At 56.7% G+C, this 13561-nt stretch carries 4 protein-coding genes and 4 pseudogenes; 4 read left to right on the top strand and 4 right to left on the bottom strand.

Going from position 1 to position 13561, the window contains the following annotated elements; all coding sequences use genetic code 11:
- Positions 1 to 214: 214 nt before the first annotated feature.
- A pseudogene (locus JQC81_RS16635) lies at positions 215 to 889 on the top strand (iron-containing alcohol dehydrogenase); the annotation flags it as partial.
- Between the two features lie 38 nt (positions 890 to 927).
- Here the strand turns inward: JQC81_RS16635 and JQC81_RS16630 are convergent.
- The 3 genes and pseudogenes from JQC81_RS16630 to JQC81_RS16620 all read right to left on the bottom strand — a co-directional run bounded on the left by JQC81_RS16630 (position 928) and on the right by JQC81_RS16620 (position 7128).
- A pseudogene (locus tag JQC81_RS16630) lies at positions 928 to 2062 on the bottom strand (IS3 family transposase).
- A gap of 378 nt (positions 2063 to 2440) precedes the next feature.
- Complete coding sequence (locus tag JQC81_RS16625; protein WP_203272910.1) at positions 2441 to 4825, bottom strand: hybrid sensor histidine kinase/response regulator; 2385 nt, start codon at positions 4823 to 4825, stop codon at positions 2441 to 2443.
- A 134-nt stretch (positions 4826 to 4959) separates the two neighbouring features.
- Positions 4960 to 7128: a GGDEF/EAL domain-containing response regulator gene (locus tag JQC81_RS16620; protein WP_203272909.1), complete on the bottom strand. Its 2169-nt coding sequence runs from the start codon at positions 7126 to 7128 to the stop codon at positions 4960 to 4962.
- Between the two features lie 538 nt (positions 7129 to 7666).
- On the opposite strand from JQC81_RS16620, the gene JQC81_RS16615 reads away from it, so the two are divergent.
- Positions 7667 to 8638, top strand: coding sequence for a crotonase/enoyl-CoA hydratase family protein (locus JQC81_RS16615; protein ID WP_203272908.1), 972 nt, complete (start codon positions 7667 to 7669; stop codon positions 8636 to 8638).
- Between the two features lie 284 nt (positions 8639 to 8922).
- A pseudogene (locus tag JQC81_RS16610) lies at positions 8923 to 9054 on the top strand (IS3 family transposase); the annotation flags it as partial.
- Positions 9055 to 9370: 316 nt separating this feature from the next.
- Here the strand turns inward: JQC81_RS16610 and JQC81_RS16605 are convergent.
- Entirely contained in the window at positions 9371 to 10048 is a 678-nt protein-coding gene (locus JQC81_RS16605) for a hypothetical protein (RefSeq protein ID WP_203272907.1), read from the bottom strand.
- Between the two features lie 1395 nt (positions 10049 to 11443).
- On the opposite strand from JQC81_RS16605, the pseudogene JQC81_RS34365 reads away from it, so the two are divergent.
- Positions 11444 to 12401: pseudogene (locus JQC81_RS34365) on the top strand (integrase core domain-containing protein).
- Positions 12402 to 13561 lie beyond the last annotated feature (1160 nt).

Here is a 13561-nt window from a genome sequence, read left to right as displayed (position 1 = left end):
TGGTGTTCGGCCCGCAGATACAGGTGCAACGTAACGTCGATGCTCGGACATCGCGAGGGAGGAGTTCAAGTCGCTCCACATCAGATGTTACCTCGAACCAAAGTGGATTGATCTCATGGGCGCTTTCGCGTGATGCTGGACCTGAAGCAGGGGCGCGCTGCGGCAGAATGTTGCCTGCGGACGCTCCCAACGCAACCGGAACGGAGGAGCAGGGATGTCTTTGATCTCCTATTTGACCACCATTCGGTTCCAAGCCGGCGCCCTGTCGGACGTCGGCAACGATTTGCGGGAGCTTGGAATCAGGATGCCCCTCATCGTTACCGATGCGGGAATCTCGCACGTCGGCTTGGTCGATCGCCTGATAAGTGTTCTCTCTGCAGGGCAGCACATTCCGGTCTTCGCCGGTACGCCCACGAACCCCACGGAGAGCGCAGTGATGGCCGCGCTGGATCTCTACTGTTCCCACGGCTGCGATGGCCTGATTGCCATCGGGGGCGGCTCCCCGATCGATCTGGCCAAGGGTGTGGCTCTTCTGTCGACGCACGATGGACCTTTGGAGCAGTATGCGGCGATTCTTGGCGGAATTCCTAAGATCTCAGCGGCCGTGGCCCCGCTCATCGCCATTCCAACCACGGCCGGGACAGGCAGCGAGGTCGGCCGGGCGGCCCTGATCACCTTGGAGGATGGCCGAAAGCTCGGATTTATCTCTCCCCACCTCATCCCAAAGCGCGCCATCTGCGACCCGGATCTCACGCTCGGGCTGCCCCCGGCCTTGACGGCGGCGACCGGAATGGATGCGATCACCCATTGCATCGAGACCTTCCTCAGCCCACGCTTCAACCCACCGGCAGAGGCCATTGCGCTCGACGGCCTGGTTCGTGCCGTCCGCAATATGGCCTGCCCCATGTGGGTGATCCGTGTGTGATGTTAATTCGGGGTTGGCCGTGGCGCCAGCGGTGACGCATGGACCGCGACCTCTGGTGCAGGTGGCCGGTAGCCCAAGGATGAGTGCGGGCGCACCGTGTTGTAGTGCCGACGCCAGCTCTCGATGATCACCTTTGCCTCCTCGAGCGTGTAGAAAATCTCTCCTTTCAGCAGCTCGTCCCGCAGCTTCGAGTTGAAGCTCTCGCAATAGCCATTCTCCCAGGGACTGCCCGGTTCGATGTAAGCCGTCTTGGCTCCCACAGCCTTGATCCATTCACGGACAGCTTTGGCCACGAATTCGCTGCCGTTATCGGACCGAATATGGCCCGGAACACCCCGCAGGATGAACAGGTCCGAGAGCACGTCGATCACATCGACGGCCTTCAGCTTCCGGTTCACTCTGATCGCCAAGCATTCGCGCGTGAACTCGTCGATGATGTTGAGCATGCGGAACTTGCGGCCATCATGCGTGCGGTCCTCGACAAAGTCGTAACTCCAAACATGGTTGGGATACTCCGGCCGCAGTCGGATGCACGACCCATCATTGAGCCAGAGCCGACCTTTCTTGGGTTGCTTCTGTGGCACTTTCAGCCCCTCCCGCCGCCAGATTCGCTCGACCCGCTTCTTGTTCACGCCCCAGCCGGCGTCCCGCAGCAGGGCCGTGATGCGCCGGTAGCCATAGCGGCCATACTGGGTGGCCAGGGCGATGATGTCGGCCGTCAAGCCGCCTCATCCTCGGGCTGTTTGGGAACCTTGCGCTGGGTGGAGCGGTGCTGACCCAGAACCCGGCAGGCCAGCCGCTCCGAGACGCCGTACTTGGCGATTACGTGCTCCACACAGGCGCGACGGCGGGCGGGGCTCAGAAGTTTCCCGAGGCGGCCTCTTTCAGGATCAGCTTCTCCAGGGTGAGATCCGAGACGGCCCGGCGCAATCGGGCATTCTCCATCTCGAGCTCCTTGAGCCGCTTGACCTGGTCGGACGTCAGCCCGCCGAACTCGGATCGCCACCTGTAGTACGTGACCTCCGTCACGCCGATATGCCGGATGGCTTCCGCCACCGTCCGGCCCTGTGCCGTCAGCACATCCACCTGTCGCAGCTTGGAAACAATCTCCTCGGCCGTGTGCCTCTTCTTGCCCATCTTCAATCCTCCTTCGGCTCAAAAGCCATACTTCAGGGAGGATCAATTTTCAGGAGGCAGACCATCTGACTCAAGCCATAGACGATGTTGGAGAAGATATAGGCCAACTATGCCAGAGTGGTCAGTGACGGCACGACAGTGACAATCAGCAGCTGTGCGGGCGAAAAGGGTAGCCCGTTCGGTAGCCTTTGGACCCGAGCCCTATCGTATTCTTGAACAACATGAGTGCTGCGGTAGAATGAGGCGCGCCGCTACGAGCGCCGCTTTGCACACGTACGACCATGGCCCTTTCTGATCCTCACGAAAGACCGATGTTCGTCTTCATCAACTTGCGTGAAGACATGTCTCCATTACGTGAGCTTTTCCTCCGCCTCCATATCAGGGAACGGCATCTCGGAAACTGCTTCTTGCGTTGCGCTGTTCTTGAACACGTCTCGCAGGGCTCGTATCTAGGCTCTTGGTAGCAAGATACCTCTTTAGTGCGTGATGGGTTCGTTCGAGTTCCGCCGCTAGTTGCTCGACTTGTTCAGGTCCATTGAACGTCAGTTCCACGCTCGTAATCTTTCGCCAACCTACGCAGATCTCATGCACGATCTTTGCTCCAACGTTCGCTGATGCACTTTGCAACCCGTGGGCCTCAAGGCGAAACCTGTGGGAGTCTCCGCACTCGGCGGCCGTTCGCAATTCGGTGATGAGACCATCGGCATCCGAAACGAACTCCTCTACCAAATCTGAAACGAAGTCTCTGCCTCCCAGTCGCTCGAGTTCTCCCAGAAGAGACTCGTCTATCAAGGACGTGTGATCAACAGGGGGTATGTTCCGCTTTGCGCTGTCGATGGCGGTTAGGTTCTTTGGCTGGAAGCCAACCTTCTCTTCGACGGTCCTGAGAAGCGTCACCGGCTGCACTGGCTTTGTCAGGCAAGCATCCATTCCTGCCTCGACGGTTCGCGCCACAACGTCGGGCGTTGCATCTGCCGTCAGAGCAATGATGGGTATGCGGGTGCCCTGTGGCTCCGTAAACCTGAAGAGTTTCGTTGCCTCAATGCCCGTCATAACGGGCATGTTGATATCCATGATGACGAGATCAAACCTTCCCGTCTCAAGCGCGTTGAGCGCATCCTCTCCGTTCGCGACGCAATGTGCGGAGTGTCCTCCACGCTCCAAGATTTTCGAGACTACCATCCGGTTCGTTGAGTTGTCGTCTGCGACCAGAATCGAGAGGGGCCTAGATGCCTCAGGAAGCTCGATTTTGTTGGGCTCATGCCACAGCTGCTGCGCCAAAGATGTTTGGGCAGCCGCCGCAACGGTTCCGACCTGTGCTTCTTCCAAGCTGAAATCGACCGGTAGTACGCTGCTCGACCACCGCATCACTCCCTCGTTTGAGGGGATCCGAGAGGATTCCGGACGTATTATGATCGGGTTAACCGAAAGGTTCGCGCTTGCAATCTCGGCCACCAGAACTTCTTCTGGTAAATCGCTGTAGTAGAATACCAACTGCTCTCCTGTGCGGCTTACGTGCGCATGCTCCTTTACGTCCACGAGCGTGCTAACAACCTGGGTGTCGCCCTTGTCGCTGAGACGCGAAGCAAGGTTGCTCACTAGATCCGCGTTTGAGCAAACCAGAAGTGGTGGAGGGAGCCGTGACAGCTGTCGGCTTAGGTCTTTTTGATCCAAGCTGCTGAACGGGAGAGTGAACCAGAAGGAACTGCCATGGCCCTCCTGACTATTGACGCCGATCTCACCACCCATGGCCGTGATCAGTTGCCTGCAGATTGACAGGCCCAAGCCAGTGCCACCGAAGCGGTTGATGATGGTATCGTCTGCCTGAGTGAAGCTCTCGAAAATTCTGTCAGTAGCGTGAGCGGCAATACCGATGCCTGTGTCGGATACGCCGAAATGAATGAACAGCTTTTCATCCCTGATCACCGGGTGGGCGAAGAGCGTGATATATCCACTTTCCGTAAACTTGACCGCATTGCCTAGGAGGTTCAGTAAAATCTCTTCGAGGTGATGTTTTGGACCGCGAAGCTGCAATGGTGTCCACGATGCGACGTGGATGGTGAGCCGAAGTGCTTTCTGCTGAGCTTGACTGAGCACCATCGCTCGCGCGGTGGATAAGACTTCCAGTAAATCGAAATCGACGTTTTCAACGGGCATCTGACCTGCCTCAACGCGAGACAGGTTTAGGATGCTGTTGATTTGCCGAAGCAGAGCGTCACCAGCAGCACCAATGGTAGCGACGAAGCCACGCTGTTCAACGTCGAGGTTTGTCTTGGCCATGAGACTGGATAGACCTATAATCGCGTTCAGCGGGGTGCGTAGTTCATGACTGACGCTGGCCAGAAAAAGCGTCTTGGCTCGGTTGGCCGCTTCGGCCTGAGCCTTGGCGTTGGACAGCTTACGGATCAGCGTACCTGTATAAAGAGGAAGTGCGATCAGACTAAGCAACATGGTTGCAGATAGGTACATGTCATCATGCCATCGCGGTGTCGTGTAGGCTACCGCTACGAAGCAGATGACTGAAACTGTCATTGCGATATAGAGAAAGCGGATTCCAAAGCGGAACCCGTTGCCGAATGTGATCCATAGATACAGCAGAAAAAGGATAGATGAGGGGTCCCCCACGAAACGCATCTGACAAGACACGGTGGCGAGGTCACTTACAATTGCGACCACACGCCGAACCTTTGACCGCTGTGGCCAGAGGAAGATATGAACTGCGATCCCGGTAGAGATAAGCGCGAATATGGTGCCGCTGATCAAGGCTTCCCTCGGTACCGAGGAGTTGGCCCAAAACGTGTAAGACACAATCACAATTAGTAGGATAAGCCTGTTAAGGCTCATCTCATGCTCGCGATCAGGGCTATTTCTGAAGCGGGATAGAGCTTTAGCGATCACTAGATCCGCACTTTCCTAAGTTGCATGCCCTGCTTAGGAAGCAGATACCGCGGACGTTCCTGCATTAAGGTACTGAACGCTTCTGCGGTTATGGGCCGGCTGAAGAGATACCCTTGAGCCTCGTCACAAGGGTGACTGAGAAGGCATCCAAGCTGGAGGTTGTTTTCAACACCCTCGGCGACCACTTTCAGTCCGAGGCTCTCAGCCAACGAAACGATCGCTCTGACAATTGCCTCGTCGCGAGTGCCGTCCGCGAGGTTGAAGACAAATGATCGGTCGATTTTTAGCGTGTCGACAGCAAAGTTCTTGAGATAGCTGAGCGAGGAGTATCCGACCCCAAAATCGTCTATCGCAATCCGAACGCCTAGTTGCTTCAGCTTCTGGAGGGTCAGCTTGGTTCTCTCGACATCCTTCAGAAGACTGCCTTCGGTAAGTTCCAGCTCGAGGTATTCCGGCCTGAGACCTGTTCTCTCTAGGGCCTCCGCAACGAGTTGCACGATATCTTGACGGAAAAACTGCACTGGCGATAAGTTCACCGCAATCTGCAGGTGATCATAACCGAGGTTCTGCCAAGCGGCAGCTTGAGTGCAGGCCTCGTTGAGAACCCAAGTGCCGATCTCATTGATGAGGCCTGTCTCTTCAGCGAGATCGATGAAGATGTGTGGAGATGTGATGCCAAAATCGGGTCGCATCCAACGTAGCAACGCCTCGGCACCCACGACCGAACCTGTCTTCAGGTCGATTTTCGGCTGATAATGAAGGATAAACTGATCGTGAGAAATGGCTTTAAGAAGATCAGCCTCTAAGCTCATGCTGTTTACAGAGCTGCTTTCCATTTCAGGGGAGTAGAAGCGCAGCGTGTTCCTTCCTTCAGCCTTGGCCTGATACATTGCCAGATCGGCGTATCGGAGGAGCTTCTCAACATCGCGGCCATCACTCGGAGACAGGGCTACTCCGATCGTACATCCGATTTTCAGCTCGCTGCCATCCAACAAGAATGGGAACGACAAGCTGTCGATGATCTGGCGCGCAAGCTCTTCCGCATCACGTGCAACGTTGATCTTTGTTTGCACGACCACAAATTCGTCACCAGACATTCTTGCGATCAGATTTTCACCCGGAACGCACGCGATGAGACGACTTGTTACCTGCTGGAGGATCCGGTCACCTCCGGCGTGGCCGAGCGCGTCATTGATGGATTTGAATCGATCAAGATCAATCAGGAGCAGTGCAAACAGCCCTTGCTCGGCATCGATCTCTTGCTGAACCCTCTCATAGAGCATTCTTCGATTAGGAAGGCCAGTGAGGGTGTCATGAAGGCCGATGTGTCGCAGCGTGTTCTCCGCTTGCTTACGCTCGGTGATATCAATCGATGTCGTAAGGATTCCTGTTAACCCGCCGATGAACTCGCGCAATGACGTTTTGGTCGTAAGGAATGCACGCTGCGATCCGCTCCTGTCTGCAATCTGTTCCTCGAAACTGGCAGATTCACCTTTGTTCGTTGAAACCAACTTATGAATGGTCTTAGCCAACTGGCTCTGATCGCTCCGAATAACATCGCTGATTTGTCTTCCGAGTAGCGATCCAGGTGTCGCGTTGACAAACTCAGCGAAGTGAGCGTTGACGAACACAATGCGACCATCCTCGTCGCTTGCGCTGATCATTGCTGGAACGGTATCAATGACCTGGGTTAGTGCCTTCCGGCTGTTGCGAACCAGTTCTTCTTGGGAGCGCTCGCTGATTCGAAGCTGATGCTCAAGGGCAAGTGCGCGCCCTTTGATGATCTGCTGTTGCCGCTGGAGCTTGAGTAGATTACGGGCGCGGGTCGTGAACTCATAATGATCTACAGGTGACCGAAGGAAATCGGTTGCTCCGGCTTCCAAGGCCTGCAGTCGGAATGCTCGATCGTCGTAAGCAGTGATCACTATCACAGGAACATCGGCGCCATTCTTGCTGTTCCTGACATGCCGGGTAAATTCTGCTCCGTCCATGCCGGGCATCCGAAAGTCGGTCACTATGAGGTCGGGGCAGGAGTTATTCAGCCAAGCAAGAGCCTCATGCGGCGATGCTGAGGCGTGTACGACCGCACCTTCTTCGATCTCCTGGGCCAACCGAGAGTATATGTTGCGGTTTGTGCTTCTATCGTCAACAATCAGAATAGTTGTCATCCATCGCCCCCAGCGCTCCCAGTCTATCGGTTTCGTCAATCCTCTCGTTTTGCCAAGCGCGATTAGCTATCAGCTCGGAAGCTGACCTAATTTGTCGTTGTCGATCGGCTGGTCGCGCAGTGTGTTCTTGGATTAGATTTGCTTTGTTGCTCATCGAAGGTTGTCGGGCTCGTCAGCTGAATGCCAGCTCGTCGTTGACCTAAATGAAGCAGGTCACATCAAGCCGCATTTGCACTGCGCAAGTGGTTTATACCACAAGAGGGCAGGGACCGTGTCCTACTTACGCGGCTTTCTTCAGAGATTGGTTAACATAGAATTTGCGCGAGGAGGTGCTGAAGCGCGCCGGCAGGGCAGGCCGATTGATGTTATGCACACTCGGCTCATTAACCAAGTATCGTGACCGGGCCAAACAACGGCTACACATATTTCAGTTAATAGATCATTATCTTTAGGAAAGAACGCCTGCTGCAAGTTAGGCGGGCTGAGCGGCGAGATGAAGCTCGTTGCGTCAATAGTATCTCTATGATGGAGAATGTTTATGCCGGCACCGTCGGTTCAGCTACATGACCGTATCCTTAGCGACGTTGCATCTGTCGGCAATGACGATGCGTCCATAATTGAGGTTCCCACGCCCAGGCCTCACTCAAAACTGCCGCGACAGATCGCAACAAACCTTCTTCTGTCGACTATCGACGTGCGGATTGACTTTGAGCAGAAGATCTACTGGGCAGCGATGCGTCGAAGTCAGCATCCGATGATCACTATGGAGCTGATACAGGATATGTTGTGCGTGCAGGAATCTGTCCGTGCAATCATGGAGGAAGGAAACCGCGAGCAGCATCAGCACCTAGAGTACTTCGTTGCGGCATCTCAAACGCCAGGCGTTTACAACTTCGGCGGAAACCTGGCTTATTTTGCGGATTGCATCCGCCGGAAAGATCGCGCGGGTTTGCAGCAGTACGCCTACGGCTGCATCGACGTCATTTACGGGAACGCGATGGCGTTTCACACCCCCGTAATCACGATTGCGCTGGTCGAGGGCGATGCGTTAGGCGGCGGATTTGAGACTGCGCTCTCCTTCGATGTCCTAGTTGCGGAGAAAAGCGCGAAGATGGGCCTTCCAGAGGTATTGTTCAATCTCTTTCCAGGAATGGGGGCATACAGTTTATTGGCTCGTAAAATCGGTACTGCGGCGGCTGAAAAACTGATTATGAGTGGTACGGTCTATACGGCTGAAGAGCTGCATCGACTCGGTGTCGTCGACATCCTCGCCGAAGATGGACAGGGGGAGAATGCTGTACGAGACTATATCGCTTGTAACCGACGCAAGCATAACGCCCATAAGGCAATTTATCGTTCTAAGCGGCGTGTCAACCCACTGACCTATGAAGAGTTGCGGGACATTGTTGACATTTGGCTTGATGCCGCGATGGACTTGGGAGAGCAAGACCTCCGCAAGATGGCACGACTTGTCGGAGCTCAGAGTCGCCGTTTAGACAAAAGAGATTGATGCCGCTGACGCAGGGGCAGGCACGCCTTTATGCGGAGCCTAAACGGGCTTCTAAGCAAGGGAGCGTCGACTCATCACGGCCCGCGCAAGAGTTTGACCTGCCCGATATAGAGCTCTGCTGGAACCTGGCCATCTCAGAATTGGGCAAGCGTGGGTCGGCACCAACTCGATGCCGTGAACAAAGGCGAGAGCACTCGACAATCGATGGTCTTAGAAACAGATTGTGAGAACCGAATCACCCCAGCCGGGAATGTTTCGCAGATCTCAATTAAATGGCGGTCGCCGAGTTTGCCATGCTCGAATGGGTGGACAGGTTCAGCAGCCGGCGCCTCCTCAAGCACATCGGCAACATCCCGCCCGCCAAGGCGGAAGCTGCCTACGACGCCCAGCCTGATGCAACGCCGATGGCTGGGTAGAATCCAAGCCAATCGGCTTCCGGAGATCCCGGCGTGGTTCAGCGCTCATGATTTTGATCGGCTATCTTGACGTATCCAAGTGGACGCCAGTGCGACCTCGCCAAAGCCATTCATGGGTTGGCCTTCAGCCCCGCCGCGCGGTCAGCAGTTAACGCAATAAGACGTTCCCGCTGCCTTTGGGCCAGCTGGCGAACCCGTGCAACCTCCTCCGGATTGGGCTCCGGCAGCGGAAATGGCGCTGCGGCTACAAGCCTCCGATGCGCCCGTGTGGGGCGGCCATAGTGCTGGGTGGCAGTAGTGTCGCTGCCGTGCCCCATCAGGGCCGCGACTTCTTGGAGAGTGTACACGCGTCGGGCTTGGGCGGCGAATTCGTGTCGGCAAGGTATAGAGCATATCGCTCTTTTCGCCTCGGCCAGATCCGTTTGCAGGTATTCCTCAGGAGACGTTGCATCGCTTTCACCTCCTGATCAAAGCGGTCCTGTGCTTCCGCCTTGGCTGCCCAGGCTAGGCAACGGCGCAGGCAAGCGACGCGATCATTGGACAAAGTCGGCCAGGTCAGGGTTCGGGTTTCGCCATGCGCGCGCCCCTGTGTGGCTTTTGCATTCACGACCTTGAGGATGATTGGACCCGTTCCGCCGGCATCCTGTACCAAGACAGCGCGACGCCATTCGTCTAGCCGCAGTCCGGTCATGCAGCCGGCGTGAAGGAGGTCCGAGAGCTGTGAAGCATAGATCGACCACGTATGCTCTAACGTAGCTTGAATCTTGGCAAGATCACTGCTCGGAAATCGTTTGGCTTTGAGAGCCGAGGTTTGGGTTGTGGCTTTGGCACACCCACCTTGACCTTCGGCCTCTAAGCGGGCAATCGCGGCATCGTAGATGGCGGCGTGCTGGGGTTGGCCTGCTCGTCCAATCCTCAGATAGTAGTTGACGCCTACCTTGTACTTATTCCAAGTTTTCTTCGCCAGAACAGGCTTTTGGGCAATCACCCACAAGACGACTCATAGACCTTGCGAGGAGCCCCCTCAGCGGTACAGGCGTTAAGCCAAGCGTTCAACAGTCGGCGTGTATTGCTCTTGTATTCCTGTGCTGTCGTCGGAGCGATGGGGTCGCCGTGCGCAGCGCGCCCCTTCATGCCCGCCACCTGTGTTACTCCCCATATTGTTAGGGTGTTGCTGGCGTGATCTGAGGCGGAGGAACAGGTGCCGTTCGGGCCTCTCACCTCACAACCCGTAACGGCCTGGTGGTGGGATCTGCTGTACGGCGCCGTCGAGAGCTGCGGGCCCAGACCTGTCGTGGCGGCGAGTGTGGCTCCGTGGGGGAGCGGCTCACAAACGGGCCTCGAGGTCTTCGCGCCGGACACAGGGTGGCAGGAGCGCGATAGCGAGAGGTTAGGGCGGGGGAGAATAGCGAGCGGGGCATGGTCACCCCTGATCTCGAGGGCACTCGCGCGCTCTGGCTGCCGGTGCCCGAGAAGCCACATGCCTGTACCGGACTTTTCGGCATCGCTGGCCCGCATTACGGCCGATGAGCAAAGCTGGGACGCTGCGGCTCTGCGTTGAATGTCGTTCATCGCACGGGCCTCCTTCCCAGCCCGTGCTTTTCAAGTTCTGACAGGATCACGCGTACGACAACAGGGTTTTTCTTCAGGCTCGACCCAAGTGACAGCCGTCTCTCGTACGCCCTAAAGGCCAGGACCGCTGGAGTCGAGACGGTTGGCTGTTGTGATGGCAAGGGGCCTTGCCTTAGGTGATCCTTCTCCAGGAGAACTCGGGCATGGACGCACAGGCAGGCGCGTTATACGACCGGAAGGAAGCGGCTCGTCCTGTGGAGGTACCAAGAAGCGTCTTCCAACTGGCTTTGTTCTGGCCGCCGCAGCGATGCGCAGAACAACGGTAAACCTGTACTCTCCAGGCGCACTATGATCCGCCCGTAAATTATATGTTACTTCATTTAATTTGAGCGAGGGGCAAGGTTTTGCCTGCCATGTGGCGCTGTCCTTGCAAGGTGTCACACAAAGGTGCTACACACGACCATCTCGTGCAGCAGGAAGTTGCGTGGCTTCAATGACTTAGCGGACGGTTGCGGCTTAGCTTAGAATCCTGGCGCCCCAGCCATCCTCTGTGATCTAAGAAGAAACTCTTTGAATATAAGGGTTTAAGTGGCCAAAAGCACGGCTTGCGTACCCAGGGGCCTCCTGCCGGTGAAAGCGCTCTGGCCGATTGAACAGCGCCAGTCTCAACGGACAGCTTCGTTGCAAGGGTCTCGGGGCGGCACCATCGAACCTTGCTGACAATCTAATGACGTATGCCTCCAGACGATCCATGCACTAAGTGTTTAATCCCGGACTTTGATGGTGCAATCTTTTCGCATGGGTGGAAGGAAGCACTATGGGGCAGGTTCTACACGGCAGCGCCACGACGACAGAGGCGATCCGTCGAGCAATCCAAAATAGTCAAGAGAGTTTGAGGGCGCTCGCCAGGCGTTACAACATCAACCAGAAGACCGCCGCCAAGTGGAAGAAGCGCAACTCAGTGGCCGATCGGCCGACTGGGCCGAAAGAGCCCCGCTCGACGGTGCTGGCGCTGGAAGAGGAGGCGGTCATCGTCGCCTTCCGCCAGCACACGCTGCTGCCGCTGGATGACTGCCTCTACGCGCTACAGCCGACCATTCCGCACCTGACGCGCTCCTCGTTGCATCGCTGCCTGCAGCGCCATGGCATCAGTCGTCTGCCGGAGGTCAAAGGCGACAAGCCCGTTCGCAAGAAGTTCAAGTCCTATCCGATCGGGTACTTCCACATCGACATCGCCGACGTCCAGACCGCCGAGGGCAAGCTCTACCTCTTTGTCGCCATCGACCGCACCTCCAAGTTCGCCTACGCGGAGTTGCACGAGAAGGCGGGTAAGATGGCGGCGGCCCAGTTCCTGCGCAACCTGATGGCCGCGGTTCCCTACACCATCCATACCGTTCTGGCCGACAATGGTCGGCTGGCCTCCAGCGTGTGTTCAGCGACATCACTTTGAGACCTGCTGGCTGGCCATGACCACCCCACGCAGCGCGGCTGCGCAACCCGGACCAGCTCCGCCGCGCTGCTTCCCCATGTATTATAGCATCCAATTCACCAACCGAGCATGCGACCGCTACGCCTTCGAACACATCTTCGACCGCGTCTGCCGCGAACACGGCACTGAGCGCCGGCTCACCAAGGTGAAGCACCCCTGGACGAACGGTCAGGTCGAGCGGATGAACCGGACGATCAAGGAGGCGACCGTCAAGCGCTTCCATTACGACGATCACAACCAGCTCCGCCAGCACCTGGCCGACTTCATCTCGGCTTACAATGAGTAGCCAGGAGGGCGAGCATCAGCCCGCTTAGGACAACAACCACGACTAATTAGAATGATCTAACTTACCTTCTCGTGACGCGCCAGCCGGACGTCGATGGCTTCCAGGCCTCGTTGATTCGCCTGATCGTGCTTTGCCGTTTTGGTAGAGTCGTAGACGTTCATCCATGCCCCAAAGATGACGTTTCTCTGTATAGGTGCTTTATCAGCTTCTTGAATGTGTAGGAAAATAGTCAGACGAGCGCTCGTCAAATTGCGCGCGATCCCGTTTAAGTAATGAGGCTCAACGGCGGCAGGACGGCCTCTCAACGCTCGAGATTATTGCTAGCAGCAGAGCCAGCGTGACGGCTGCCAAGACGATCACAGCATCCGACTTCGGTCGATACTCCCGCCTCACCGTCAATCACGCCGATCCAGTACTCGGCCGGCCGGTTTGCACTGACCTTCGGCTAGAACGAGCGATTCTCCAGTTTCCTTGAGCCTCCCGCCTTGAAGCAGGCCAGCCACCTGCGAGCCATACTCTCGCTGATGCCAATACCTCTGGCTACCTCTTAAGCGGGCTGGCCGTCTTCGATGACGCAGCGGATCATTTCCCCCTCAACCCAAGCAGGTCGTGAGGGCCCTCTGGTACGGGTTGTTCACTCCTCAGGCCCGTCATGGGGGGCGTGTCGCAGCGACCACTTGCCCGATCACGGTCGACGTCTGTGAAAATGACGACAATGCGGCCTGCAGTCACTGGCGCGTCTTTGGCGCCTGCTACGGTCTCCACACCTACTTTGACTGGCACTTTGTCGGCTGGTGGCCAGTGCCGTGCATCTATCGTGGGTGACGATTCTGCGCGTCAGGCTGCGGAGCACAATCGTACCGAAGTTCTGAAGAACAAGAAGAGAGGCGCCTCAGCTCCGAGGTCAGGTCTGCGCTCCGCGTCCAACAGCGGTGACCTCAACTCCGATAGCGCGGTCCTGATTGTAGACCACCCGCATCTTTTGCCCGAGCGGCAAGGTCATCTCCCTAATCGTGACCTTTGGCGGAACTGGGGCAGAGTAGAGGACAAAAGCCTCGCGCTTTGCCTCAAGCTCCTTCTGCCTGCGGATTTCGCGGGATGGTGAGCACGGATTTCACCGCATCGTGAGCACGGATTTCAGAGGATCGTGAGCAGCGATT

Source organism: Microvirga arabica, from assembly GCF_016811235.1.
GTDB classification, from domain to species: Bacteria; Pseudomonadota; Alphaproteobacteria; order Rhizobiales; family Beijerinckiaceae; genus Microvirga; species Microvirga arabica.
The sequence above is the reverse complement of the archived record's forward strand: the minus strand, read 5'-3'. Positions and strand labels throughout refer to the sequence as shown.